The following is a 24,588-nucleotide window of genomic DNA, read 5'->3' as shown; positions in this document are numbered from 1 at the left end:
CGCGGCTTGGTGGCAACATCGGCCAACCTGCCTCCCTTTTCCACTCCATCATGCTGCAACGAACCTGGTACCTGCTCACAGACAGGCGCACCTTGAACATACTGGCCTTTGCGTTGCTGGCGGGGCTGTTCTTCCTTGGCGCCGAACTCCTGCAACTTGCGCTGGCGTGGGCGCTGGCCGGCATTGCTGCGGCAGCGGTGCTGGCGCTGGCTGTGTTGGGCCTCCGCCGCTATCTCGCACGCCGGCGCGAAGCGGAGCCCGAATCGCCGGCCGAAACGCGAGCCGAAGCCGACCTGGACGCGGTGCGCAGCGCCATGCTGGATGCGGTCGGCACGATCAGGAATTCGCGCCTTGGTCGCGCGACCGGCGCGCGCGCCTTGTACGAGCTGCCCTGGTATATGGTGATCGGCAATCCGGCGGCCGGCAAGAGCAGTGCGATCACGCAGTCCGGCTTGCAGTTCCCGTTCGCCGATCCGAAGGCGATCCAGGGCGTCGGCGGCACACGGCAGTGCGACTGGTTCTTTACGACGGAGGGCATCCTGCTCGACACCGCTGGCCGATATGCAGTGCAGGCCGTGGACAGGCAAGAGTGGCATGGCTTTCTTGGATTGTTGAAGAAGCACCGGCCACGGGCACCTATCAATGGCATCATCATCGCGGTCAGCATTGCAGAGTTGCGCGGCGACGACACTGAGTCCGTACTGCAGCTGGCACGCAGCCTGCGCCAACGCGTGCAGGACCTGATCGAAAAACTGGAAGTCTTTGCACCAGTGTATGTGATGTTCACCAAGGCCGATCTGGTAGCCGGCTTTGCCGACTTCTTCATGGATGCGGAAGCGGCGGAACGCGAGCGGCCCTGGGGCGCTACCATGCCGTTCAAGCAGAAGGCCGGCTGCCGCGACATGCTGGCGTTCTTCGAGCAAAGCTTCGATGAACTATGCGAAGGGCTGCGCGACATGGGAATTGCCACGATGACCCAACGCCGCCGCGAGCTGGTGCCGGCCGGTGTCCATACTTTCCCGCTGGAGTTCGCAGCCTTGCGCGCGCCGCTGAAAGCCTTCCTGGCCACGCTGTTCGAAGACAATCCCTTCCAGTTCCGGCCCTTGTTCAGGGGGTATTACTTCAGCAGCGCTTTGCAGGAAGGGCAGCCGCTATGTGCGCAGTCGCTGCGGGTTGCACGGCGCTTCGGTCTGACGCGGCCGTCCGAACCCGTGCCGCGTACAGGCAGCCAGGCCGGGTATTTCCTGCCTCGCCTTTTCCGTGAAGTGATCTTTGCCGATAAGGACCTGGTTTCCCAGTACGCAACGCGCAGGCAGCGGCTGCTGCGCAACGGCGGATTTGCTGGCGCGATCCTGCTTTTTGGCGCCATGCTGGGCGCCTGGACCTGGTCGTACTCCGGCAATGCTCAACTGGTCGCCAACGCGGCGGCGGACCTGGACAAGGCAGTCAAGCTGCAGGCGCAACGCCCCGACCTGCAATCGCGGCTGGAAGCGCTGCAGCTTCTGCAAGACCGCATTGAGCAACTGGATAAGCTGGACCGGGAGTCGCCATGGCTGCTCGGCATGGGCCTGTACCAAGGCGATTCACTGGGCCGCAAGCTACGCGGCGAGTATTTCAAAGGCATGAGCGAAATCCTGCTCAAGCCCGTTGCGGCCAGCCTGGAAACGCAGTTGTTCGCCCTCGGCCAGCGCGAGGCGGGTAATGTCGAGGATTCCTATAACGCACTGAAGGCCTACTTGATGCTGGCCGATAAAGCGCATGCTGAAACCGGCCACCTCGGTGACCAGCTGACACGCCACTGGCGCAACTGGCTGGAGAGTAATCGGGGCGCCATGCCGCGCGAGCAGCTCCTGCGCAGCGCGGAAGGCTTGCTGGCGTATTACCTGTCGCAGTCAAGCGATCCAGCCTGGCCACGCATTGAACCCAAGCTGGCGTTGGTGGATGCTGCGCGCGACCAGTTGCGGCAGGTGGTGCGCGGCATGACTGCACGTGAGCGTGTTTATGCCGAGATCAAGGCGCGTGCCAGTACGCGCTATCCAGCGATGACGGTGGCGCGTATTGTCGGTGACCAGGACCGGGAGCTGGTGCAGGGCAGCCATGCCGTATCGGGGGCATTCACGCGCGAAGCGTGGGATGGCTATGTCCGTGCCGCGATTCGCGAGGCGGCCAACAGCACCCTGCAATCGAGTGACTGGGTCCTGAAAACGGCGGAGCGCACCGACCTGACGCTGGAAGGGAGTCCCGAGCAGATACAGAAGGCGCTGACCGACAGCTATAAGGCCGAATACAGCAAGGAGTGGCAAGCCTTACTGCAAGGCGTGGTGATTGCCGCGATGCCGGATTTCCCGCGCACGGTCGATGCGATGAATCGCCTGGGCGACCCGGCTATATCCCCGTTGCTCAAAGTCTGGAGCACGGTAGCGGCGCAAACCGGCTGGGACAATCCAGGCCTGGCTGCGGCCAGCGTGCAGCAGTCGGACCAGGGGATGGCGCATTGGTTCAAAGCGCGGCTGTTCGAACGCACGCCGGCAGCCGGCGCCGTGGCGGCTGTGCTGCCCCAAGCCGGGGCGCTGGGCCGCGAGTTCGCGTCAGTGGCGGGCTTGCTGGCAACGCACGACAAGGATGGTTCGCTGATGCGGACTTACCTTGACCATCTTTCACGGCTGCGGGCGCGCCTCAATGGCATCCGCAACCAGGGCGATCCCGGGCCGGGCGCCAGGCAACTGATGCAGCAAACGCTGGAAGGCAGCGGCTCCGAACTGGCCGACGCGCTGCGCCACGTGGATGAACAGATGATGGCGGGGTTGGGGGACGCGCAAAAGCAGGTGATCCGGCCCCTGCTGGTAAGACCGCTGATACAGGTCTTCGCTGGTCTGGTCGCGCCTGCGGAGGCTGAGATCAACAAGACCTGGCAGGCGCAGGTCTATGAACCATTCAACCGAACGCTTGCGAGCAAATTCCCGTTCGCTCCTGCAGGCAGCGCGGAAGCCAGCCAGGCGGAGATTGGCCAGGTGTTCGGGCCGGAGGGAGCGATCGCGAAGTTTGTCGGCAATTCCCTGGGTGCGCTGGTCGTGCGGCGCGGCGACGTGCTCGCTCCGCGGACCTGGGCCGACATGGGCATCAGCTTCTCCCCGCAGGTCTTGCAGCGCTTTCCGGGATGGATGGCGCCAGTGGCGGCGGGCGGCGTGTCGTCGGCGACGCAGACCGTATTCCAGCTCTTGCCGCATGCCGCCGGCGGTTTGGCAGAATATTCGATAGAGATCGATGGCCAGTTGCTGCGTTTCCGCAACGGCCTGCCGCAATGGGCGAACATGGTCTACCCCGGGCCGCAGGGAGGCAGCGGTGTGCGGATCAGCGGCGTGACGCCGGAGGGCAAGCTGGTAGAACTGTTCAGCGAAAGCGGCGCCACGGGGCTGCGCCGGATGATCGATTCTGCGGCCCGCACGCGTAAGGAAGAGGGCGTGCATGAACTGCGCTGGAGCAGCGGCAGCGCAGTCGTGACCGTGGACCTGCGCATCACCAGCACGCCGGGCAGCGCACAAGGCGACAGCGGTTTCCGTGGCATGCGCCTGCCCGAAACCATGGTTGGCAAGGGAAGCACGCCATGAACGCCCCATCGCAGCGCATTGCCTACTTCGGCAAGTTGCCGGGATGCGGCGATTTTGTACGTTCGCCAGGCGACCAGGTATTGGTGGAACTGATGGACCAATGGCTGGCAGCCGTCATGCAGCGCCTTGCTGCCAATCCGCGCTGGCGCCAGCATTACGATGCTTGCCCGCCACTCGACTTCGCGTTTATCGGAACGCGCTCGCGCCAGGTGGTGTGCGGACACCTGTTGGCCAGCAGGGACCAGTCGGCACGCCGTTTCCCGTTCACTTGCATGGCCGTGCACCAGGTTGCGAAGCCGCGCGATTTCCTTCCTTATAGCCCGCTGGCCTTGGCGCCCGCCTGGGAAGGCCTGGCCATTGCGGCCGGCGCAGCGACTGCTGCTGCCGTGCGGCCTGTCGAGGGCTTGCTGCCAGTACCATTAAGCGAGGCGGGCCTGGCGCAGGCTGCCCTGGAGGCGTATCTGGCAGGTGCTTGCCTGGCCAGCCTGGAAGAATCGTTGGCGGGGCGGCCGGGCAGCATGCCGGCGCGGCATCTGATGCTGGCATTGGGCCTGCTGTTGTCGCCGCTTCGCGAGCACGCACCGGTGACGTCGCGCTGCCTGGTCCTGCCGTTGCCGCGCGAAGCCGCATTGCGGGCACCAGTTGCGGCATTCTGGATGACGCTTGCTGCACCGCTGCTGGCACGCCAGGACCTTGAAATCGCCATGTTCTGCGCTCCTGTTGCAGGCCAGCCGTCCCTGGTGCTTGGCCTGGATGGCGCCAACCCGGCCAGCCTGTTTTCGGTGATAGATCCGGAGTCGGCGCAGGAAGGCATGGTGGCGCTCGGCGACTGCGCATGGGTGGACAGCGCATTGCATGGCGATGCCCCGTTGCAGCGCCTGGCGGCCTGCCTGGAGCAGGGCCAGCTTGGCCTGCCGGTTGCCATACAACTGTTCCACGAAACCTTCAGCTGACAAAAGAGGCTGCCATGCGTATGCTGGTCCTGGTCTTCTCGCTGGCCTGCCTGCCAGCCTTCGCACAACTTGCGCCGGTCGTCGTTGCGGGCACAGTACCTGACGAAGCGACCAGGGCCGCCATCCTGCAGCGGGCACGCGCCTTGTATGGCGCCACACGCGTCGTGGACCAGCTTGCAGTGGGCAGCGTGGTGGCGCCGCCCAACTGGAGCGCGCATATGCAAAAACTGCTCGCCGAGCCTTTGAAGATGGTCACCCAGGGACAGTTGACGGTTGAGGGCAACCGGGTGGGGATCCGCGGCGATGTCGCAAACGAGGCGCTGCGGCAGCAGGTCGCCAGCGAACTGGCCAACAGCCTCAATCCGACATACACCATCAGCAACGGCCTGCGCGTCAACGCCCCGGCGCAAAAGCTGCTCGATACGGCGCTGGCGCGGCGCATCATCGAATTCGAAAGCGGGCAGGCAGTGCTCCGTCCATCCGGCATGGTAATCCTGGATGAAATGGTGGCGGCGCTGGGCCAGATCGGTGGCCGCAAAGTTGAAGTGATCGGACACACCGATAATACCGGAACGCGGGAAGCCAACCTGGCGCTTAGCCTGGCGCGTGCCGGCGCGGTGCGCAGCTACCTTGCAGCCAAGGGGCTTGCTGCTGCGAGCATTGCGGTGGCCGGGGCCGGCCCGGACCAGCCGGTGGCAGACAATGCCAGCGCCGAGGGGCGTGCCCGCAACCGGCGCATTGAGTTCCGTGTTGCGGATTAGGGTAGTGTCACTGTCAGGATGGCTGGCCGCGGCGGCTGCTTGACCACGTCCTGGTAGGCTGCGAGGGTGGTGCTGATCGAACTGGCAAGCGAATAGCGCATGGCGCCGAACGAGGCCAAGGCTGCCACGAAAAAGATGCTGCCGGTGGTCCACAGAGGCACGTTACTTTGCAGCTTGTGCGCGACGTTGTCGGGCCGTGCGGCGTGCGGAGCAAAACCTTTGCCTTTGCCGTGCAAGTGGGCTATCTCGTCGCCCAGCCGCGCGGTGAGATAGGAAAGGCGATCGGCATCATCCAGGGCGTAACGGCCTTTGAAGCCAAGCAGCAGGCACATATGAAATACCTGCAGCGCCTGCAGTCTTTCGCTTCCCTTCAAGCGTAGCTGTTCAAGCTTGTCGAAGAAATGCTCGCCGGCCAGTTGGTCGCCGAACAGCAGCAATTGCAAGGGCCTGCGTTCCCATGCGTCGCGCAAGGGAAACGCGGAGGCCAGTATGGTTTCGTCCAGCGCTGCACAGAAGGCGTATTTGGCGCTTTCGATGTCCTCGGCTGCGATGTGCAGTTCGCGCGCCTGGCTATTCAATTCGTCGAGAAAACAGCGGATGGCTGCCGCGAATTCCGCTTCACCTGGCGGCGCGCTGCCATGGCGCAGCAGGGAAAGCATATGGAAGCCTTCGTGCATCAGGTCCACCAGGGATGGACTGCGTTGCTGCGCAGGGGCGGCGCGCCTTTCGATGAAATGGCTCATGCTGTCACCACCAGGAGTTCGAGCCGCAGTTCCTTGATCCCTGCGGGCACATAGATGGAAATGGATTGTGCCTTGAGCATCTGCTCGTACAGCACGCCGCGGTTTTCGAGCGAAAAGTAGCAAGTGTCGGGGCGAACCGGAATGGCGGAGGGAACCTGCGGCGCATGTACCAGTTTCACGCCCGGCATGGCGGATAGCACGCATTGCTCCACGTCGTCCGGTGCACCGGCCTTGACGCGCAGTGGCACCGCTTCGACCAGCTCCAGCAATGGTATTGCCGCAGCAATGGCCAGATAAAGGCTGGCGCCAGCGCCGATCTTGCCAGAATCGAGTTTGCCAATGTGATAGCCGGGCTTTTCCTCGCGCAAGGCAATAGCGAAATAGCGCGCCGAAATGACGGTGTCGAGAAGTTCACGGATCAGGGCATCGAGTTGCAGGAAGGCGGGGCCGGGGGCTGCATGGTCGTAGGAGGGCAGGTTGCCGAGATGGACCAGGCGCGAATAAGTCATCAGGCCGCCCGCCAGTCCAAGCATCGACTGATACAGGCGTTCCGGATGGAGCGAGGGATGGCGCAGCAGGTGCAGCAGGGTTGCTGCCGAGGTGGAAACCGTGTGCAGCAGCCAGAATGACGATACGTCGCCGGTGCGAAATTCGATGACATTGCGGCTTGGCTCGCGCATATGCCCTTGCAAAGCGTTGACCTTGGCCTGCAGGGCATCCATCAACTGGTCGAGCAGGAGCTTGAGCCTGGGTGTGGCGCCGATAGAGAGCGATGGCGGCATGAAGGCGGGATCGATCTCGAAACTGCCCGACACGACGCGACGCAGCCGCAGCAAAGGAAAACTGTCATAGGCGCCGCGCGGTTCCAGGTCCGACACCAGGCGCACTTGCTTGCGCAGGTAGGTCAGGCCGGCAGGCAGTGCATCGCTGAACAGGTCAGCGGTCTCGCGCTCGGCCTGCTGGAAGCGGTCGGATTCCTGCGATGGCAGGGCGGCGTGATAGCAGATTTCCTGCACCTCCGCGGGCAAGGTGGCGAGGTCGATGGCTGGTGGCAGCGGATCGCTGGCGGGTGCGTCGAATAGCTCGCCTTCGCGAAAAATGGCGCGCAGGGCGAGCACGCGCAGTTTGCCGTTTGCCAGTGCGGACATGTCCCATTCCACCGATTGCACGCCCCACAGCATAGGTTGCGCGGCCAGGACTGTCGCGTGCATGCGCGCTTCGTGATAGCGGTCCTGCTGCTGGAAGTGTTGTGGACGCAGGAACAGGCCTTCGCTCCAAAGGATCTTTGCAGGTAATGTCATGCCGGCCTCCTTGGTTGAGGTATCCATTAAAACTGGCGCCGTGCAGCCGGCGTTTGCGCGGGCGCAAACGCCGGTGTGGAGATGTCGGCGGCCTTTGAGACAGCGCAATGGCAAGGCCGCGCATCGATTCAATAATGGCCTTCACTTTGCGGAAGGAGAGAACGATGCGCAGATCATTGACCGCGGTACTGATTGGGGCGGCCACGCTGGCCGGTTGCGCCACCGACGCGCCGCTGCAGGTTGGCGACCGCGCCGGCACACAAACGCTGGAGCGAATGCTGGCCGATGCCGACCGGGCGGCAGCGGCGGGCCAGCGGGAAAAATCGCAGGCTACGCTGAAGGCCGCTGCTGCGAGCTATCCGTCCGACAAGGCGCCGTGGCTGCAAATGGCGCAAATGCGCTTTGATCGAGGCAATTACAGCGATGCCATCGTGCAGGCGCAGGAGGCGTTGCAGCGAGACCCCGCCGACAAGCAGGCCCTGAGCATCATTGCCGTCAGCGGCCTTCGCCTGTCAACACGCTCGCTGGCGGAACTGAGCCAGCAAAGCAGCCTTGGCGGATCGGTGCGCAGCGAAGCGCAGGAGCTGGCCCGCACGCTGCGCAACACGCTCGGCGAGGAGGTGCTGGTGCCGGTGGCCGGCGGTCCGCGACAACCAAGGAGAACGGCGCCTGCCATCAAGCTGCCGGCGCCGCGCACGGCGCCCAACCCGTCCACTACTGCCGATCCTTTCGGCGCACTCAAATAAGGAGCCGGCAATGGCCAATCGTGACAGCGTGCAGAAGCGCCTGAGCAAGGTCCGCCCGCCTCGGGTGCAGATGACCTACGACGTTGAAGTCGGCGACGACACGGAAAACAAGGAGTTGCCTTTCGTGGTTGGTGTCCTGGGCGATTTTGGCGGCAATCCAGCCGCGCCGCAAAAGCGCCTGAAGGAGCGCAACTTCGTCAACGTCGACAGCAGTAATTTCGATGAAGTGCTGGCGGGCGTGAACCCGGTGCTGAACTTCCAGGTGCCGAACCGCCTGGGCGGGGAGGGGGAATTCCCGGTTGAACTGCGTTTCGGCTCCATGCAGGACTTCCGGCCGGAAGCCATCGTGCGCCAGGTCGAACCGCTCGGCAAGCTGCTTGAAGCGCGCAGCAAGCTTGCCGACTTGCGCAACAAACTGGCCGGCAACGACAGGCTGGAGGACCTGTTGACGGATGTGTTGCAGAGCACTGAAAACCTGACGGCCATCGCGCCCAAGGAGGATTGAATGAGCGCGCAAATGAAGGCGGCATCGGCGGCTACGGTGGAAGACCGCGACCTGCTGGACCGCATTGTCGAAGAAAGCAAAGTCGCCAAATCCAGCAGCGAACATGAACGGGCCCGCGACATCATCGGGGAATTGGCGCGGCAAGTGGTGCAGGGCACGGTGCATATGTCGCACAACCTGTCGGCCACCATCGATGCCCGCGTGGCGGAGCTGGATCGCATGATCTCGGACCAGTTGAGCGCCATCATGCATACGCCCCAGTTCCAGAAGCTTGAGCAAAGCTGGACCGGCCTGCATTACCTGGTGCGCAGCACGGCTACCGGACCTTCGCTGAAGATCCGCCTGCTGAACGCCACCAAGCGCGAGCTGGTGCGCGACTTCCAGAGCGCGCTGGACTTCGATCAAAGCACCATCTTCAAGAAGGTCTACGAAGAGGAATTCGGCACTTTCGGCGGTTCACCGTATGCGGCGCTGCTGGGGGATTTCGAAATATCCCGCCAGCCGGAGGACATCTACTTCATCGAGCAGATGGCGCACCTGGCCGCTGCAGCGCATGCGCCGTTCATCAGCGCCGCCTCGCCGGAGCTGTTTGGCCTGGAAGGCTACGGCGACCTGGGCAAGCCGCGCGACCTGGCCAAGGTGTTCGACACGGTGGAATACGCCAAATGGAAGGCCTTCCGCGAATCCGAAGATTCGCGCTACGTCGGCTTGACGCTGCCGCGCTTCCTGGGGCGCCTGCCATTCAATCCCGTTGACGGAACCACGGTGGAAGGCTTCAATTTCGTGGAAGACGTCGATGGCCGCGACCACCACAAATACCTGTGGTGCAACGCCGCCTATGCATTTGGCGCGCGGCTGACCAAGGCGCACGAGGAGTTCGGCTGGTGCGCTGCCATCCGCGGCGTGGAAGGCGGCGGCCTAGTGGACGACTTGCCGACGCATACCTTCAAGACGGACGAAGGGGAGGTTGCGCTGAAATGCCCGACCGAGGTGGCGATCACCGACCGCCGGGAAAAGGAGCTCAGCGATCTTGGCTTTATCTCCCTGGTGCACTGCAAGAATACCGCCTACGCCGCCTTCTTCGGCGCGCAATCGGCGCAGAAGGCCATGCGCTACAGCTCCGACGCGGCCAACGCCAATGCCGTACTGTCCTCGCAACTGCAATACATCTTCGCCGTCTCGCGCATTGCGCACTACATGAAGGCCATGATGCGCGACAAGATCGGCAGCTTTGCCGCCGCCTCCAACGTCGAAGACTTCCTGAACCGCTGGCTGATGAAGTATGTGCTGCTGGACGATAACGCCAGCCAGGAACAAAAGGCGCAGTTTCCGCTGCGCGAAGCCTCGGTCCAGGTCAGCGAAGTGCCCGGCCGGCCCGGTGTGTTCCGCGCCGTCAGCTTCCTGCGCCCGCACTTCCAGCTCGACGAACTGACCGTTTCCCTTCGCCTCGTGGCGGAACTGCCGCAAACCACCAACTACTGAAAAGGAGTATTGCGATGGCAATTGACGTGTACCTGCATATCGACGGCATCAAGGGGGAGTCGACCGATGATCGTCACAAGGACTGGATCGAGTGCAAATCGGTCAGTTGGTCGGTGGAGCAACCGCGTTCGGCCACATCCTCCACCGGCGGCGGCCACACCGCCGAACGTTGCGAGCACCGCGACGTGGTGATTACCAAATTGGCCGACCTGGCGTCGCCGATCCTGCTGCAAACCTGCTCCGCCGGCCGCACCATCCCCAAGGCCAAGCTGGAATTCATGCGCGCCGATGCGCAGGGCGAGCGGGTCAAGTACTTCGAAATTGAACTCGATAACGTGCTGATTGGCGTGGTGTCGCCGTCTGTCGGCGAAGGCGACATCCTTACCGAGGAAGTGGGCTTCAAGTTCTCGAAAGTGCGCTGGAAATACACGCAGCAGCGCATCTCGGGCGGCATGGGCGGCAACACGTCAGGCGGCTGGGACCTGGCAAGCAACCGCGTTGCATGATTTTGGAGGGAGTTGCGGCTGCGGTGCGCAAGTGCTGCAGCCGCTTTTTTGCGGAGGTAAGGCATGGTCGGGCACAGGCCGGGATTGCTGGACCGCTTGCTGGGAAGCCAAGCTGGCGCACGTTTCCTGTCGCAGGAGCAGTTGAAGGAAAGCGTGGCGCGCGACCTGGAAGCGCTGCTCAACACGCGCAGCGCGCTGCCGCAGCAGCTGCTGCAGGCCTACCCGGAATGCGCACGCTCGATCCTGAATTTCGGGCTGGCCGATTTCGCCGGCCTGTCGCACAGCAACAGCGAAGACCGGTTGCGCATCTGCAGCAGCATCCGGCTGGCGGTTGAACGTCACGAACCGCGGCTATGCAATGTGCAGGTAACACTGGCCCAGCGCGCCGGCGCAGTCAACCGGATCGATATCGTCATCGTCGGCATGTTGCGGGCGCATGGCGCGAATGAAGTTGTCAGCTTCAGCGCAGCCTTGCTACCGTCGTCGCTGCATTATTCCATCAAGCGCGGAGCTATTGCATGAGCATTCAACTGAAGACCCTGATTGGAAAATTGAACGACAGCTGCCGGACTGCCGCTACCCGCGCCGCAAATATCGCAATCGGCATGGGGCATGGCGAGGTCGATGTGGAGCACCTGATGCTTGCGCTGCTGGAGCAGCCGGAATGCGACGTGCAGGCAATTGCGCGGCGCTGCGACATCAGCGTCACAGCGCTTGAAGCCGATTTGCGGCGCGAGCTGGCCGGCGTTCGCATTGCCGCGACCCGTGTTCCGGTATTCGCAAGGCGGCTGCAATTGATGCTGGAACATGCCTGGCTTATCGCCTCACTGGCTTTGCCGCAGCCTGACCAGGTGCGCAGCAGCCACCTGCTGCTTGCCTTGCTGACCGAGTCGGAGTTGTCGCAACAGGCCACGCGGATTTCCAGCCTGCTTGCACGATTTCCGATTGATGGACTGAAGCACCGCCTGGAAAAGTACGTTGCCGGCTCGGCGGAATGCGCTGTGCCGGCGGCGACGCAGGAAGCGGGGACGCGGCAACCGGCACCGGCCTCGGCTCCGGCGCTGGCCCAATACACGGTCAACCTGTGCCAACTTGCACGGGATGGCAAGCTGGATCCAGTGATTGGCCGGGCAGCCGAAGTGCGGCAACTGATGGACATCCTGTTGCGCAGGCGCCAGAACAACCCGATCCTGACCGGCGAAGCCGGGGTCGGCAAGACCGCCGTGGTGGAGGGCCTGGCCCTGCGCATTGCGGCAGGCACGGTGCCGCCGACTTTGAGCAAGGTGGCCCTGCATGCGCTTGACCTGGCGCTGCTGCAGGCGGGGGCCAGCGTGCGCGGGGAATTCGAGGCCCGCCTGAAAAACGTGATCGACGAGGTTCGCCGCAGCCCACATCCCATCGTCCTCTTCATCGACGAGGCGCATACGATGATCGGCGCCGGTGGCACGGCCGGGCAGGGCGATGCCGCCAACCTCCTGAAACCGGCCCTGGCGCGGGGTGAATTGCGCACGATCGCAGCAACCACCTGGAGCGAATACAAGCGCTATTTCGAGAAAGACGCCGCCCTGGCGCGCCGCTTCCAGGTAGTCAAAGTCGAAGAGCCGGACGAAGACACCGCGGCTGGCATGCTGAGAGCCATGGTGCCGCTGATGGAGCAGCATTTCGGCGTTCGCGTGCGCGATGATGCAGTGACAGCTGCAGTTCGTCTCGCGCATCGCTACATCAATAGCCGCCAGTTGCCGGACAAGGCGGTCGGCGTGCTCGATACGGCCTGCGCGCGCGTGGCCTTGGGACAGTGCGCGCCGCCAGCGCTGCTGGAGGACGCTGCCTGCCAGATCGAACGGCTGTCTGCGCGCATCGCGGCGCTGGAGCGTGACGCGGCGAACAATGGCGGGAACAACGAGCCCGGGCCATCGGCACTACCGGCGCTGCGAGATGAGCGGGGCAGCCTCCAGGCCTGGCATGCGGAGCTGGCCGCTCGACATGAGCGTGAGCGCGAGCTGTGTGCCCGCGTGATCGCGCTGCGGCAGGAGGGCGATGCAGCAGCGGTGGCGAATGTGCAACAGGAGCTGCAGGCGATCCAGCGCGAGACGCCCCTGGTGCCGCTGGAAGTCGATCGCCATGTGGTGGCCGGCGTGGTCGCAGCGTGGACCGGCATTCCCGTTGGCCGCATGCTGCGCGACGAAATCCGCACGGTGCAGCAGCTCAAGCCCGCGCTGGAGTCGCGCGTACTGGCGCAAGCGCACGCCGTCGAAACCATTGTGCAACGCATGCGCACCGCGCGTGCAGGGCTCGATGATCCGCGCAAGCCGAAAGGCGTGTTCCTGTTGACCGGACCTTCCGGCGTCGGCAAGACGGAAACCGCGCTGGCGCTGGCGGACCTTCTATACGGCGGTGAGCGCAAGCTGGTGACCATCAATATGAGCGAATACCAGGAGCCGCACAGCGTGGCGGGCTTGAAAGGTTCGCCGCCAGGTTATGTCGGGTACGGCGAGGGCGGGGTGCTGACCGAGGCGGTGCGGCGCAACCCATATTGCGTGCTGCTGCTCGACGAGGCCGACAAGGCCCACCCGGACGTGCTGGAACTGTTTTATCAGGTATTCGACCGCGGCATGCTGGAAGACGCCGAAGGACAGGCGGTCGACTTCAGCAACACGGTGATCGTCCTCACTTCCAACCTGGGCTCGGGCGCCATCATGCAGGCATGCCTGAACCGCGGCGGCGCACCGCTGCCGACGCCGGAGGAACTCGACGCACTGGTTCGGCCGCAGCTGGTCCGGCATTTCAAGCCGGCCTTGCTCGGGCGGCTGCAGGTAGTGCCGTACTACCCGATTTCGGACGAAGCGCTGGCCCAGGTGATCGCTTTGAAGCTGGGCCGGATCGGCCAGCGTATCAGCGAGAACCACCATGCGGAGTTCTGCTGGGACGATGCGCTGGTCCAGGCAGTGCTGGCGCGCTGCACAGAGACCGATTCCGGCGCGCGCAATATCGACAGCATCCTGCAGGGCAGCCTGCTGCCTGGCGTCGCCGATGTGCTGCTGGCGCGCATGGCCGAGGGCATGCCGGTAACGAAGGTGAAGGTCGGCGTGACGCGCCAGGGCCAGTTCCGGATTACCACCAGATAGGGGGAGATATGTTCACGAACGAGGACCTGCTGGTGCCGGTCAGTGTCAGCCAGCCGTGCGGCGAAGATGTGTCGTTTGATGCCTGCATGGATGCGATTGCGGCGGCACGGCGGCAAGACGATCCAACGCTGGAGCAGGGCGAGTGGGCGACGCCACTGCATAGCGCCGACTGGCCGCTGGTGGCCAATCGCTGCGCGGATTTGCTGCGCACGCGCAGCAAGGATTTGCGGCTGGCCGTGTGGCTGGCGGAGGCGCGAGCGCACACCCACCGGATGCGGGGGCTGGGCGATGGCTTCCTGCTGCTGGCCGGCCTGTGCGAACGATTCTGGGAGCATGTGCATCCCTTGCCGGAAGGCGGCGAGCATGAACTGCGCAGCGGCAACCTGGCCTGGCTGCTGGGCCGCACAGCGTCGCTGGTGGAGGGCTTTGCGCCGGATGAAGATGCGGAAGCCGGCCTGCAGGATGCCCGGCACTGCCTGGCCGCCTTGCAGCAGCTACAGGCAGCGGTCGACGCCCGTCTCGGCGCGGATGGACCGGCATTCGGGCCTGCGCGGGACGCGGTGCTAAGGGCGGTCGCAGATGCGGAGGGCCAGGCACGGCCTGGCGCAATGGAACGCGCTGGCACCGGTGTTGCGGCCGAGGCGGGCACCGCCACATCGCGGCTGGATGGAGCCAACGCAGGCGCGGGCGCGGGGCAGCCTGCAATGCCTCGCAGCCGCGAGCACGCGTTGGCGCAATTGCGGCTGGTGGCTGAATTTTTCCGTCGCACCGAGCCGCATAGCCCCGTTGCCTACCTGGCGGAAAAGGCCGCCGGTTGGGGCGAACTGCCGCTGCATGAATGGCTGCGTGCCGTGGTCAAGGACCCGGCGCAGATTGCGCAACTGGACGAGTTGCTTGGCGCCGCGCCGCAAGCCTAGTGTATGATCCGCGGCATGAACACCCTGCCGCGGCGCCCGAAGTGCGCCACCTGCCTGCGCCCTGCCGCCACCTGCATCTGCCATTGGGCGGCGCCCGTGGCCAGCACGGTCGATGTCCTGCTCCTGCAGCACCCGATGGAAGTGGAAAACGCCAAAGGCAGCGCGCGTTTGCTGCACCTTTGCCTGCCCGGCAGCCGCATCGAAATCGGCGAGCAGTTTGATGAGGCGGCACTGCGCGCCATGCTGGGCGCCGGCGGCCGCCAGCCGGTGCTGCTATACCCCGACACGCCCGGCGATCGGTCGCTTGGCATTGCCCCGCCGCCGCCATTCAATGCCGTGCTGGCCCCGGCGCAAATTCAACTGCTCGTGCTGGACGCCACCTGGCGCAAGAGCCGCAAGATGCTGTACCTGAACCCGGCCCTGCAAGCTTTGCCGCGCCTGCCGTTGCGCGACACGCCGCCATCGCATTACCTGATCCGCAAGGCGCATGCACCCGACCAGCTTTCGACGCTTGAAGCGACCTGCTATGCCCTGGCACAGTTGGAAGGCGATGAGCACCGCTACGACCGCGTGATTGCAGCCTTCGACGGCTTTATCGCGCAGCAGCAAGGGCAGGCTGCGCGCGGCAGCACTGCTAGCTGAGAAGTTTCAAGCCGGGCGGCAGGGCCTCGCCCAGCAAGCGCTGTTCGCTGGCCTGGTCGAGCTGGACCATCTCGCGCACCATGGCCGGCCAGCCTGGCGGCGCCTCCGCAGTCTGCAAGCGGCGTACCACCTCGGCACGCAGGGCATCGTTGATATCGCGCGAGCGGTCGCCGGTCATGCGCGCCAGGTGCGCGGCAGCGAAGCCCGCCGGTTCGACCTTGCGCCAGTCCAGCAGCATCACTGCCTGCAGCCATTGTTCCACCGTTTCGACCGGCGCCACGTCATGTGCGCTGCCGTGGAATGGCCGGCGCGCGCCGACCCGGCCCAACGCCCACAAGTAGCGGGTTTGTGTGGCGAGGCTCTTCGCTTTCGGCAGTTCGCCCACCATCCAGTTGCCGATTTCGGCCTTGTAGGCGGACGGAATGCGTTCCAGCGACGCGCCCAGGCGCAGCATGTCCTCCTCGCTGCCGTTGGCCAGCGTCGCGGGACGGCGTCCGCGTTCGTTGGCGTCGGCCTGCAGGTTGAAGGCGAAATCGTCCAGCAGGCGCAATTGCGCTGCCGGCGGCAAGCCGCCGGATACGCGGCGCCACAGCGTCCACCACTCGGCGCAAACCTGGTTGTCCTTGTGGTTCTGTACCCCGGTCTCGAAAATTGCCCAGAGCTGCTCGACGCGCCATTCGTCCAGCGTATGGCCGAAGCCCGGGCGCAGGCAGTAGCCGGCGAGATTCAGCCAAGTGCGCTCGTGCTCCGCCGAACGGCGGCGGCCTTTGGCGCGCTCCATCAAGGCGTCGAACAGGCGGCGCAGCACGGGCGTCGCCCAGCGTTCGCGGCTGCCGAGCAGGTGTTCGAGCTGGCTGCGCAACTGGCGCACTTCCTTGACGTCCACCTGCAGCGCGCGGCTGCCGAAGATGCGGTCGATTCTCTCCAGCGCGTCGGGCAGGCGCGCCGGCAGGGCGGGCCCGGTGTCGGCATCGGTGCCGGCATCTTCGGCGTCCGGTGCAGCCGCGTCGCCTGCCCCATGCTCGCGCAGCTGGAATTCGAGCTGCCAGCGTTGGCCGTTGCCTTCGCAATGGACTTCCAGCGTGCCGACTTCAGTCAACGAGGCTGCCAGTTGCACGGCGATCTCCTTGCGCGCGCTGGCGTCCTTGCTGTCGCGCAGGACGGTAGCGATGGCAGGCAGTGCGGCCAGGTCGTCCGGCGCCAGGTCGGCCACGTCGCCGGCCTGCGGCGGCGCGGCATCGGCCAGTGTGGTGGCGATGTGGAAGCGCACCGGGCGCCCAAGGCGCAACGCAAAGCTGCGTTCATCCAGGCGCACTTCGTGGCCGCTTGCCGTACCGCGAGGCAGCAGGCAGACAGCGCGTCGCGTCACGCCAGGAGCACGGGCATTATCGAGCAGCAGCCAATAGCTGCGCGGGGAGCCGCCGGCGATGGTCGGCGCCAGGCCTTGCCGGCCAAGCGCATAGGCCACGCCGCCGCGAGCGACTGCGACATCGGGATCGTCGTTATGCAGCACGCGCACAGGCTTGCCGCGCCATGCCGACAGCGTAGCGGTCAGCCGCTCGGCCAGTTTGGCGGCGCGGAATACACCGCCATTCAGCAGCAAGGTATCGGGGACGGGAAGCGTGCCGTCATCCGGCAGCCCCAGTGCCGCGCGCGCGGCAGTGGCGTGCTGGCGCAGGAAGCTGGCCAGATGGCGTGTAATGGCAGGATCGCTGGCGTAGGGCAGGCCGAATTCGACGATGCCGCCACGCTTGGCCTGTGCCGGCAGCTGCGTTTCGTTGAGGGGAAAGAAGCCGTCCAGCACAATGCGTTCGGCGTCGTCGCGCTGCAGCGCGACGGAGCGGCTGCCGCCGACCAGTTTGGAGCCGGCGCCAAGCAAGGTGACGGAGACTTGGGCCGGTGCGTCGGCTGCCAGCAAGGCTTCCTTCGCTGCGCGGCAGCGTTCCGTGAGCTGAGCGAGGCGCGCGGCGGACAAGCGTTGCGGCGCGGACGCAGACATGTTCGCCGCGCCGGCGCTGCCGGAACCGGTAGACAGGCGTTGTTCGGCCAGGTGCGCCAGCGCCAGGTCCATATTGTCGCCGCCAAGAATCAGGTGGTTGCCGACGCCGATGCGCGTCAGTTGTGGCTGGCCGCCGGCCATCTCGACCTTGACGAGCGTGAAGTCGGTGGTCCCGCCGCCGACGTCGGCCACCAGCACCAGGCGTGCCTCGGCCAGCTCCTGCGCCAATGACGCACGATGGCGGTACAGCCAGTCATACAAAGCTGCCTGCGGTTCTTCCAGCAGGCGCAATGAAGGCAAGCCGGCCATGCGCGCCGCCTCCAGCGTGAGTGCACGCGCGCCCTCATCGAAGGATGCAGGAATGGTCAGTACGACTTGCTGCCGCTCCAGCGGCGCGCTGGGAAAGCGCGTGTTCCAGGCCGCCCGCAAATGCGCGAGGTAGCTTGCGCTGGCGGCAACCGGCGACACCCGCGCCACGTCGTCCGCAGCGCCCCAGGGCAGGATCGGCGCCATGCGGTCGACGCCAGTGTGGGACAGCCAGCTTTTGGCGCTGGCGACCAGCCGCCCCGGCACCTGGCCGCCCAGCTTGCGGGCCAGGCGGCCGATGACCGCGCCAGGCGGCGCATCCGGCACGACCGGCTCCTGCCACGGCAACTGCAACTCGCCTTCGGCAAATTCACCGGCAGCGGGGTGATAACGGGAAGAGGGCAGCAACACAGCGCCGCCAACTTCGCCGGGCGCGCCAAGCTGCTCGACTTCGAACAACTGCACATCGCCGCCCGGCGCCGCATAAGCAAGCACCGAATTGGTGGTGCCCAGGTCAATGCTGACCAGGTACTGCGTCATTGGCCTTCGCCGCTGCCGCGCACGTCGAATTCGACCTTCCAGCGCTGGCCGTCCTGCGCCACGGCCAGCAGTTCCAGCGTGCCCGACTCGCTGGCGTAAGCATGCAGGCGCACTTGCGCCACCTCGCCGATGGAACGTCCTTCCGGCGACAGCGTCGCCTGGATCTCGTTCAACTCAACCAATTCGTCCGGGCCCCAGAAATCGAGCACGGCGCCAATCTGGTCCTGGCGGCGCACGGATGAGCCGAAGAAGCGGAAGTGCACCGGTTCGCCCACCACCAGGCCGAACTCCTGGCCCGGCAATTCCAGTTCGCTGCCTTCTTCCATGCCGAACGGCGCCACGCACAGCGCCTGGATTGGCGGCTCCATGCCCGGAATGGCCGGCATCGACGATTCCACCGCAACGTAATAGGAGCGCGCCGTACCGCCGCGAATGCGCACGCCGGCGCCGCGCCGCACGTAGCTGTAATAAGCCGCGCCGCGCGCAACTGCCAGGTCCAGGTCCGCGCCGCCCAGCATGCGGGCCGGTTCTGCGCCTTCGGTGGAGAGCCAGCCGTTGATGGTTTCCAGCACGCGATTAGCCAGCAGTTCGGACTTGAACACGCCGCCGTTGAACAGCACGGCGCTTGGATGAAGGAAGGTATGTGCCGGATCGACGGCAAAGCCTTCCAGTTCCGCCGTGGCGCCAGCCTGGCGCGCTAGGAAGGCCGCCAGGTGCCTGGTGATTGCAGCGTCCTGCGCATAAGGCAGGCCAAGCTGGGTCAGGCCGGCGCGGGCCCGCACGGCAGGGCGCGCGGAGGCTTGCACTTGCGGGAAGAAGCCGTCGGTGATGAAGATGGTGACTTCGGCGCGCGTCAATTCTGTGCGGATCGAGCCGCCGATCAGCTTCGAGCCGCGACTTGGCACCACGATCGGCCAGGTCTCCGCCTGCGCATTGGCCAGCAGGTTTTCCTTGGCGGCGCGGCAGCCGTAGGTCAGGGCCCGCATCTGCCAGGCGTCGAGCTGGGTGCCGTTGGCCGCCAGCTTGCGCGCCACCAGGTGGGCCAGCGCCAGGTCCATATTGTCGCCGCCCAGCAGGATATGGTCGCCCACAGCCACCCGGTGCGGCTCCAGCTTGCCGTCGCGCTCGAGGATGGCGATCAGCGAAAAGTCGCTGGTGCCGCCGCCCACGTCCACCACCAGGATGATGTCGCCCGGCTTGACTTCCTTGCGCCAGCGGCCGTCGCTGTTCTGGATCCAGCTATACAGGGCCGACTGCGGCTCTTCCAGCAGCGTGACGTTCTCGTAGCCGGCAGCGCGTGCCGCTTCGGCCGTGAGTTCACGTGCGGCCGGGTCGAACGATGCGGGGATCGTCACCGTGACTGCCTGCTGCGTGAACGGTGCGTCCGGGTGGGCGTTGTCCCATGCTGCGCGCAGGTGCTTCAGGTAGCGGGTCGAAGCTTCCAGCGGCGACACGCGCGACACTTCTTCCGGGGCGTCATGCGGCAGGATGGCGGCGCGGCGATCCACGCCAGGGTGGCACAGCCAGCTTTTGGCGCTCGATACCAGGCGGATCGGCGTGGTGGCGCCGCGGCTGCGGGCCATTTCGCCCGTCACTGCGGGCTGTCCGTCGCCCGCCCAGGGAAGGGCCAGTTCGCCGGCCGCCAGTTCGTCCGGATGCGGCAGGTAGAGGAAGCTTGGCAGCAGCGGCAGTTCTTCAACGGTGCCGGGCGCGGTGAGCTGGGGCACGCCCAGCACGCCATGCCTGGTTTTCTCGCCGTCGCTGCCGGCCAGTTCCACATACGACAGCGCGCTGTGGGTAGTGCCAAGGTCGATGCCGATGGCAAAACGCGGATCGCTCACAGTTCCACCTCGGCCGGAGCCAGGACTTTGGCGTCATGCGCTTCCGCCAGTTTCGGCAGGCGCACGCCTGAGGCGCGCCAGCCACGGTGGCTCAGGGTGCCGGTGAACGGCGCCTTGCCGACCACATTGCCGGTCAGGCGCACAGCAGAGGCGTCGAAGCCTTCCGGCAGGGTCACGCGGCTGCCTTCCGCTTCGCTGCGGACGGCGTCGATGGTGAAGTGCTCGCGCAGCACCTTGGCGCAGCCCTCATGCACCAGGCGGGCAGCGGCGCCGATATCGGCATCCGAATAAGCGGACAGGTTTTCCTGCGTGAAGTCGATCAGGCGTGCTTCGCGCTGGAACAGGGACAGGAGTTGCAGCGCTGCGTCTGGCGTGGCTTCGCGCAGGGGCGCGGCGGCTGGGGCGGGGGCAGGAGCTTGAACGGGTGCCGGAGCAGCAGCCGGAGCCGGAGCCGGAGCCACCGTCGGGCCGACGCTGTCGTCGCGCACGCGGGCGGCGAATTCGGCATCGCCCAGGGTTTTGAAGAAGGCGCCAAAGGCGAGGGAAATCCTGCTCCCAAAGGAGGGCAGATTGTTCGATGTGCTCATGTTATTGCTCTTTGAATGTCGGGGGTATCCCGGAGAAGTGCGCATGATACCAGCTTGGCTTGCGGGCGCGGGGCGGGCGGTTTAGAATACTGTATATCCATACAGTAATGCATAGAGGCACCGCATGCCGGACCATGAATTCGAAGGGCAGGTGATGCTGCCGCCGCAATCGCTGAAGGCCAAAAAAGGGCGCGGCGCGGTATCAAACATGCAAGGAAGGTATGAGTTGCAGGCGCGCGAAGCGTTCGATGACGGCTGGGCGCCCGATCCGGACGATGCCGAGGCCGAGCTGCGTCCGCCGCGCACCATCGTTACGCCGGAAACGGCCAAGACCATCCTCACGCGCAACCAGTCGCCCGATATTCCGTTCAATGTCTCGCTGAATCCCTATCGCGGTTGCGAGCATGGCTGCATCTATTGTTTTGCCCGGCCATCGCACAGTTACCTGGGCTTGTCGCCGGGGCTCGATTTCGAGACCAGGCTGTTTGCCAAGGTGAATGCGGCGGAATTGCTGCGCGCTGAATTGTCAAAGCCCGGTTATGAGGTGGAGTCGCTCGCGCTGGGCGTGAATACCGACGCTTACCAGCCTTGCGAACGCGAATACCAGCTCACGCGGCGCGTGCTGGAAGTGCTGGCCGAGTGCAATCATCCGGTCGGCCTGATCACCAAGTCTTCGCTGATCGAGCGCGATATCGACATCCTGGGGCCGATGGCCGCGCGCAACCTGGCTGCCGCCTCGATCACCATCACCACGCTCGATAGCAACATCGCGCGCACGCTGGAACCGCGCGCTGCCGCACCCGCGCGCCGCCTGCGCACCATTGAAACGCTGGCGAAGGCCGGCATTCCGGTTGGCGTCAGCATCGCGCCGATCATTCCTTTCGTCACCGAGCCGGATATTGAAAAGATCATGGCCGCCGCGCGCGATGCCGGCGCGGTGATGGCGACTTACGTTGTGCTGCGACTGCCGTGGGAGGTCAGCCCCTTGTTCAAGGAATGGCTGGAAGCGCATTTCCCGGACCGCGCCGCGCGTGTGATGAACCGCGTGCGCGACATGCGCGGCGGCAAAGACTACGAAGCAGAATTTGGCTCGCGCATGCGCGGTGAGGGCGTGTGGGCGGACTTGATCCAGCAGCGCATCGAAAAAGGCATCACCCGCTTCGGCTTCCACGGCCGCCACAGCAAGTTCCGCTCGCTTGACCGCACCCAGTTCAAGCGGCCGGACTACATCCCGCCCTCCGGTGCCCGCGCCCGGGCCGCAGCCAAGGCAGGGCAGATGGATTTGTTCTAAGAGATTCCCGCTTTCTGGAAAACGACCGAGTTCCAGCCCGGCCGCGCAGGCCTGCGTGCCTAAGCCGGCCGTGTCCGCCTCTCAGCCCCGCATTGGGACCTTTGCGCAAACTTGTCTGGACCTACTACTGAAAGCTACTGAAAGAACTACTGAAAACTACTGAAATTTGAGCTTTTTAGCCAAGATAGCGCTATAAGCGAAAAAATCTCAGTAGTCTTCAGTAGTAGGCACAGAGGGACCCGGGAGGACAGCAGCCCAATATGCGCTTCGATCGCAAAAAACGTTCACATCCCAAGGCTTGGAGCGGGCAATATTTGGGACGTGGAAAATTACCCAGGTAGCGGACGGCCAGGACTCGACATCAATTTCGGATGAAGAAGCCGCAGCAACGGTGGGGCTCCCACTGCAGATCGGGCCGGATACGATTCGCTTTGGCAAAGCCAATTGTGCGGCGCCGGTTTTCAGGACTACGAGGCGACGGACTTACACTTACTTCGTGCGCCAATTTAATTTCGATCCTCAAAGCCTGCACTTGCCGGATAGTGTGCTCGAAATCGAAGTGAAATGTCTGCAGCCGGTCGGCATCAACTTCATTTATGTTCGAGACAAGAACCGGCTGGTGTTTTATTGGGAAGGATTCTTCCTGAACGCGCAACGTTCACGATAGCCGATCACAGGCGCTCGAGAAAAGCCTCAATCGCGTGAACGTGCTCATCATGGTGCCCCATCTCGCGCAAGGCAGCGGCCAGGCGCAGCAGGTATTCGATATTGGGGCCGCTGGGGCCGGAAGCGGACGCAATATGGCGGGCGATGTCCTCGACAGACGCATCGCCCAGCCAGGCGGCGTTGTCGGCGGCGGCAATGTAGATCAGGCCTTCCTCCACGCCGCCGGCTTCGAAATGGATGTCGATCGCCACGCGCAGGTAGCCGTTCTTCTCGCGATGGTCGAGGTGCGCGAATTCTTCCGGCGTTACGAGGTAGGCCATGCCGTGGCAGACCGCCCCCTCGGCTGGAATCAGCGTGGCCACGCGGCCCGGCGCGTCAGGCGTTCCACGATGATCGTGCGAGCCTTGCCAGAAGCGGCGCGACCAGCCGAAGATGTGCGCGGGCCTGCGCTCGATGAAGGGAAAGTCCGCCTTGTAAATCAGCGAGCCATAGCCGAACAGCCACACCTGGTGGTGGCCGTCGAACTTGTCCATAGCCTTGTTGGCTTCGATCGTATTGTGCGACATGCGGCAAATTATAGGGAATACTCGCCCAACACGCTGATGAAACGTTCCGCAGCGGGGGAGGGCGTGCGTGAAGTCTTGGTGTAGATGAAGAATTTGCGCTTGAGTTCCGGTTCGACCAGCGGCCGCATCTCCAGCCCGTACAGCCGCACCATCGGCTCCGCATACGGCAGGCAGGCGGTGATGCCGAGTCCCGCCGCCACCATGGCCAGCGCCGTCGTCATGAAGGTCACCTCGTTATATGGCGCCAGCGTGGTCATGTCGCGCAGCAGCCGTTCGGTGAACTGGCCCTGCAAGGCAATGAAGGGATGCTGATTGACCTCCGCCCAGGCGACCGTGCGCCGTGCTGTCAGCGGGTGCGCGGGCGGGAACACCACGACAAACGGCATCTCGAACAGCAAGGAAGCATCCACTTCGGCCGTTACATCGCGCTCCGGACCGATGCCGACATCCACTTCTCCGCTGACCACGCGCGCCGCGACGTTGTCGACCGGGCAATCGACCAACTGCACCTGCACGTCCGGAAAGGAAGCGCGGAAAGCGCCAATCACCTGCGGCAGCAAGGTGCAAGCCATCATCTGCGGCGCGGCGACACGCACGATACCCTTCTTCAGCGCCTTGCGGCTGGCAATATCGGCCATCGCCCCATCCAGGTCCTGCAGCATCTTGTCGAACAGCGGATAAAGCTCGCGCCCCACCTCGGAAAGCTGCACGCGCCGCGTATTGCGCTCGACCACTTTCACCCCCAGAAGCTGTTCCAGTTCCTTGATTTGCCCGGACAGGGCGGACTGGGTGACATGCAGCAGGTCGGCGGCCGCGGTGAAGCTGCCGGTGCGGGCGACGGCGACCAGGGCGCGCATCTGGCGAACGGTTGGACTCATCAGAAAAACTAATAAATTGACGTGAAAATATCGTTTGTATGATAGCTGAAACAAGAGTTTAATGGCGGGATACAAAGGAGCCCTGCCATGAAAATCAAGCAAATCCACCACGTTGCCTACCGCTGCAAGGACGCCAAGGAAACCGTCGAGTGGTACGTCAAGCACCTGAACATGAACTTCGTGCTGGCCATCGCGGAGGATGAAGTGCCTTCGACCAAAGCGCCGGACCCCTATATGCACGTGTTCCTGGACGCCGGCCAGGGCAACATCCTGGCCTTCTTCGAGCTGCCGACCCAAAAGGAAATGGGGCGCGACGAAAACACCCCGGCCTGGGTCCAGCACCTGGCGCTGGAAGTGGCCTCGATGGACGAACTGCTGGCCGCCAAGGAGCGCCTGGTCGCCGCCGGCATCGACGTGCTGGGCCCCGTCAACCACACCATCTTCAAGTCGATCTACTTCTTCGACCCGAACGGCCACCGCCTGGAACTGGCCGCCAACATCGGCACCCCGGAAATGATGCAGAAGCTGGACGATGTGAAGTGGGAAATGCTGGAAGAATGGTCTAAAACGAAAAAGGCGCCCAAGCACGCGGCCTGGATGCACGCACCCCAGAATTAAGGAAATA

Annotated in this window: 21 protein-coding genes; 14 read left to right on the top strand and 7 right to left on the bottom strand. The window is 64.6% G+C overall.

The genetic code is table 11. The features are described from left to right. Nucleotides 1–92: 92 nt before the first annotated feature. From tssM to ASD58_RS02325, 3 genes are read left to right on the top strand one after another with little or no spacing between them, the layout of a single operon-like run. Nucleotides 93–3,608, top strand: a complete 3,516-nt coding sequence (gene tssM, locus ASD58_RS02335; RefSeq protein ID WP_229209869.1) for a type VI secretion system membrane subunit TssM — start codon at nucleotides 93–95, stop codon at nucleotides 3,606–3,608. Next, nucleotides 3,605–4,561 carry a type VI secretion system-associated protein TagF gene (tagF, locus tag ASD58_RS02330; protein ID WP_057259473.1) on the top strand — a complete coding sequence of 319 codons (957 nt, stop codon included), beginning with the start codon at nucleotides 3,605–3,607 and terminating at the stop codon, nucleotides 4,559–4,561. The genes tssM and tagF overlap by 4 nt, the downstream gene beginning before the upstream one ends. A gap of 14 nt (nucleotides 4,562–4,575) precedes the next feature. Then, nucleotides 4,576–5,322 carry an OmpA family protein gene (locus ASD58_RS02325; RefSeq protein WP_200951555.1) on the top strand — a complete coding sequence of 249 codons (747 nt, stop codon included), beginning with the start codon at nucleotides 4,576–4,578 and terminating at the stop codon, nucleotides 5,320–5,322. Here ASD58_RS02325 and ASD58_RS02320 read toward each other — a convergent pair. Together ASD58_RS02320 and tssK are read right to left on the bottom strand one after the other, a co-directional pair. Beyond that, nucleotides 5,319–6,065, bottom strand: a complete 747-nt coding sequence (locus ASD58_RS02320) for a DotU family type IV/VI secretion system protein (RefSeq protein WP_057259471.1) — start codon at nucleotides 6,063–6,065, stop codon at nucleotides 5,319–5,321. The genes ASD58_RS02325 and ASD58_RS02320 overlap by 4 nt on opposite strands. Continuing rightward, the gene (gene tssK, locus ASD58_RS02315; protein ID WP_057259704.1) at nucleotides 6,062–7,366 is read right to left on the bottom strand and encodes a type VI secretion system baseplate subunit TssK; all 1,305 of its coding nucleotides are present in this window, start codon (nucleotides 7,364–7,366) and stop codon (nucleotides 6,062–6,064) included. The genes ASD58_RS02320 and tssK overlap by 4 nt, the downstream gene beginning before the upstream one ends. A 164-nt stretch (nucleotides 7,367–7,530) precedes the next feature. Between tssK and ASD58_RS02310 the strand changes: the two genes are divergently transcribed. The 8 genes from ASD58_RS02310 (at nucleotide 7,531) to ASD58_RS02275 (ending at nucleotide 15,289) form a co-directional block, all read left to right on the top strand. Beyond that, entirely contained in the window at nucleotides 7,531–8,112 is a 582-nt protein-coding gene (locus tag ASD58_RS02310) for a M48 family metallopeptidase (protein ID WP_057259470.1), read from the top strand. A 10-nt stretch (nucleotides 8,113–8,122) separates the two neighbouring features. Further along, nucleotides 8,123–8,617 carry a type VI secretion system contractile sheath small subunit gene (gene tssB / locus ASD58_RS02305; RefSeq protein WP_057259469.1) on the top strand — a complete coding sequence of 165 codons (495 nt, stop codon included), beginning with the start codon at nucleotides 8,123–8,125 and terminating at the stop codon, nucleotides 8,615–8,617. Continuing rightward, entirely contained in the window at nucleotides 8,618–10,099 is a 1,482-nt protein-coding gene (gene tssC, locus ASD58_RS02300; protein ID WP_057259468.1) for a type VI secretion system contractile sheath large subunit, read from the top strand. 14 nt (nucleotides 10,100–10,113) lie between these two features. Next, entirely contained in the window at nucleotides 10,114–10,605 is a 492-nt protein-coding gene (locus ASD58_RS02295) for a type VI secretion system tube protein Hcp (protein ID WP_057259467.1), read from the top strand. 63 nt (nucleotides 10,606–10,668) lie between these two features. Then, nucleotides 10,669–11,127 carry a type VI secretion system baseplate subunit TssE gene (gene tssE / locus ASD58_RS02290; protein WP_057259466.1) on the top strand — a complete coding sequence of 153 codons (459 nt, stop codon included), beginning with the start codon at nucleotides 10,669–10,671 and terminating at the stop codon, nucleotides 11,125–11,127. After that, nucleotides 11,124–13,730: a type VI secretion system ATPase TssH gene (gene tssH, locus ASD58_RS02285; protein ID WP_057259465.1), complete on the top strand. Its 2,607-nt coding sequence runs from the start codon at nucleotides 11,124–11,126 to the stop codon at nucleotides 13,728–13,730. The genes tssE and tssH overlap by 4 nt, the downstream gene beginning before the upstream one ends. A gap of 8 nt (nucleotides 13,731–13,738) precedes the next feature. Beyond that, nucleotides 13,739–14,647 carry a type VI secretion system ImpA family N-terminal domain-containing protein gene (locus tag ASD58_RS02280; RefSeq protein WP_057259464.1) on the top strand — a complete coding sequence of 303 codons (909 nt, stop codon included), beginning with the start codon at nucleotides 13,739–13,741 and terminating at the stop codon, nucleotides 14,645–14,647. Between the two features lie 15 nt (nucleotides 14,648–14,662). Next, nucleotides 14,663–15,289: a tRNA-uridine aminocarboxypropyltransferase gene (locus ASD58_RS02275; RefSeq protein ID WP_156401114.1), complete on the top strand. Its 627-nt coding sequence runs from the start codon at nucleotides 14,663–14,665 to the stop codon at nucleotides 15,287–15,289. Here the strand turns inward: ASD58_RS02275 and ASD58_RS02270 are convergent. Genes ASD58_RS02270 through ASD58_RS02260 form a run of 3 tightly spaced genes read right to left on the bottom strand, consistent with a single transcriptional unit; the run spans nucleotide 15,282 to nucleotide 20,562 of the window. Continuing rightward, nucleotides 15,282–18,134 (bottom strand): Hsp70 family protein, encoded by a 2,853-nt coding sequence (locus tag ASD58_RS02270; RefSeq protein ID WP_057259462.1) that lies wholly within the window; start codon nucleotides 18,132–18,134, stop codon nucleotides 15,282–15,284. The two genes, ASD58_RS02275 and ASD58_RS02270, sit on opposite strands and share 8 nt — an antisense overlap. Continuing rightward, nucleotides 18,131–19,975 carry an Hsp70 family protein gene (locus tag ASD58_RS02265; RefSeq protein WP_057259461.1) on the bottom strand — a complete coding sequence of 615 codons (1,845 nt, stop codon included), beginning with the start codon at nucleotides 19,973–19,975 and terminating at the stop codon, nucleotides 18,131–18,133. The genes ASD58_RS02270 and ASD58_RS02265 overlap by 4 nt, the downstream gene beginning before the upstream one ends. Beyond that, complete coding sequence (locus tag ASD58_RS02260; RefSeq protein ID WP_057259460.1) at nucleotides 19,972–20,562, bottom strand: DUF2760 domain-containing protein; 591 nt, start codon at nucleotides 20,560–20,562, stop codon at nucleotides 19,972–19,974. Before ASD58_RS02260 ends, ASD58_RS02265 begins: the two co-directional genes overlap by 4 nt. Nucleotides 20,563–20,686: 124 nt before the next feature. Between ASD58_RS02260 and ASD58_RS02255 the strand changes: the two genes are divergently transcribed. Next, nucleotides 20,687–21,853 (top strand): PA0069 family radical SAM protein, encoded by a 1,167-nt coding sequence (locus tag ASD58_RS02255; protein WP_229209868.1) that lies wholly within the window; start codon nucleotides 20,687–20,689, stop codon nucleotides 21,851–21,853. 298 nt (nucleotides 21,854–22,151) lie between these two features. Further along, nucleotides 22,152–22,520, top strand: a complete 369-nt coding sequence (locus ASD58_RS32055; RefSeq protein WP_057259459.1) for a hypothetical protein — start codon at nucleotides 22,152–22,154, stop codon at nucleotides 22,518–22,520. A gap of 4 nt (nucleotides 22,521–22,524) precedes the next feature. On the opposite strand, the gene ASD58_RS02245 is transcribed toward ASD58_RS32055, so the two are convergent. Together ASD58_RS02245 and ASD58_RS02240 are read right to left on the bottom strand one after the other, a co-directional pair. Beyond that, the gene (locus ASD58_RS02245) at nucleotides 22,525–23,085 is read right to left on the bottom strand and encodes a gamma-glutamylcyclotransferase (RefSeq protein WP_057259458.1); all 561 of its coding nucleotides are present in this window, start codon (nucleotides 23,083–23,085) and stop codon (nucleotides 22,525–22,527) included. Nucleotides 23,086–23,093: 8 nt separating this feature from the next. Then, on the bottom strand, nucleotides 23,094–23,963 hold the full coding sequence (locus ASD58_RS02240; RefSeq protein ID WP_057259457.1) for a LysR family transcriptional regulator: 870 nt from the start codon (nucleotides 23,961–23,963) through the stop codon (nucleotides 23,094–23,096). Nucleotides 23,964–24,050: 87 nt separating this feature from the next. Between ASD58_RS02240 and ASD58_RS02235 the strand changes: the two genes are divergently transcribed. Then, nucleotides 24,051–24,581: a VOC family protein gene (locus ASD58_RS02235; protein WP_057259456.1), complete on the top strand. Its 531-nt coding sequence runs from the start codon at nucleotides 24,051–24,053 to the stop codon at nucleotides 24,579–24,581. Nucleotides 24,582–24,588: the final 7 nt, after the last annotated feature.

Source organism: Duganella sp. Root1480D1 (genome assembly GCF_001427305.1).
Lineage (GTDB): Bacteria > Pseudomonadota > Gammaproteobacteria > Burkholderiales > Burkholderiaceae_D > Rugamonas.
The sequence above is the reverse complement of the archived record's forward strand: the minus strand, read 5'-3'. Positions and strand labels throughout refer to the sequence as shown.

What these genes read in the sequence shown, in the direction of transcription:
- ASD58_RS02255 (WP_229209868.1), top strand. Translation starts at nt 20,687, where the DNA reads ATGCCGGACCATGAATTCGAAGGGCAGGTGATGCTGCCGCCGCAATCG.
- ASD58_RS02270 (WP_057259462.1), bottom strand. Translation starts at nt 18,134, where the DNA reads ATGACGCAGTACCTGGTCAGCATTGACCTGGGCACCACCAATTCGGTG.
- tssC (WP_057259468.1), top strand. Translation starts at nt 8,618, where the DNA reads ATGAGCGCGCAAATGAAGGCGGCATCGGCGGCTACGGTGGAAGACCGC.
- ASD58_RS02320 (WP_057259471.1), bottom strand. Translation starts at nt 6,065, where the DNA reads ATGAGCCATTTCATCGAAAGGCGCGCCGCCCCTGCGCAGCAACGCAGT.
- ASD58_RS02295 (WP_057259467.1), top strand. Translation starts at nt 10,114, where the DNA reads ATGGCAATTGACGTGTACCTGCATATCGACGGCATCAAGGGGGAGTCG.
- tssE (WP_057259466.1), top strand. Translation starts at nt 10,669, where the DNA reads ATGGTCGGGCACAGGCCGGGATTGCTGGACCGCTTGCTGGGAAGCCAA.
- ASD58_RS02275 (WP_156401114.1), top strand. Translation starts at nt 14,663, where the DNA reads ATGAACACCCTGCCGCGGCGCCCGAAGTGCGCCACCTGCCTGCGCCCT.
- tagF (WP_057259473.1), top strand. Translation starts at nt 3,605, where the DNA reads ATGAACGCCCCATCGCAGCGCATTGCCTACTTCGGCAAGTTGCCGGGA.
- tssH (WP_057259465.1), top strand. Translation starts at nt 11,124, where the DNA reads ATGAGCATTCAACTGAAGACCCTGATTGGAAAATTGAACGACAGCTGC.
- ASD58_RS02310 (WP_057259470.1), top strand. Translation starts at nt 7,531, where the DNA reads ATGCGCAGATCATTGACCGCGGTACTGATTGGGGCGGCCACGCTGGCC.
- ASD58_RS02240 (WP_057259457.1), bottom strand. Translation starts at nt 23,963, where the DNA reads ATGAGTCCAACCGTTCGCCAGATGCGCGCCCTGGTCGCCGTCGCCCGC.
- tssB (WP_057259469.1), top strand. Translation starts at nt 8,123, where the DNA reads ATGGCCAATCGTGACAGCGTGCAGAAGCGCCTGAGCAAGGTCCGCCCG.
- ASD58_RS02280 (WP_057259464.1), top strand. Translation starts at nt 13,739, where the DNA reads ATGTTCACGAACGAGGACCTGCTGGTGCCGGTCAGTGTCAGCCAGCCG.
- ASD58_RS02245 (WP_057259458.1), bottom strand. Translation starts at nt 23,085, where the DNA reads ATGTCGCACAATACGATCGAAGCCAACAAGGCTATGGACAAGTTCGAC.
- ASD58_RS02235 (WP_057259456.1), top strand. Translation starts at nt 24,051, where the DNA reads ATGAAAATCAAGCAAATCCACCACGTTGCCTACCGCTGCAAGGACGCC.
- ASD58_RS02325 (WP_200951555.1), top strand. Translation starts at nt 4,576, where the DNA reads ATGCGTATGCTGGTCCTGGTCTTCTCGCTGGCCTGCCTGCCAGCCTTC.
- ASD58_RS02260 (WP_057259460.1), bottom strand. Translation starts at nt 20,562, where the DNA reads ATGAGCACATCGAACAATCTGCCCTCCTTTGGGAGCAGGATTTCCCTC.
- tssK (WP_057259704.1), bottom strand. Translation starts at nt 7,366, where the DNA reads ATGACATTACCTGCAAAGATCCTTTGGAGCGAAGGCCTGTTCCTGCGT.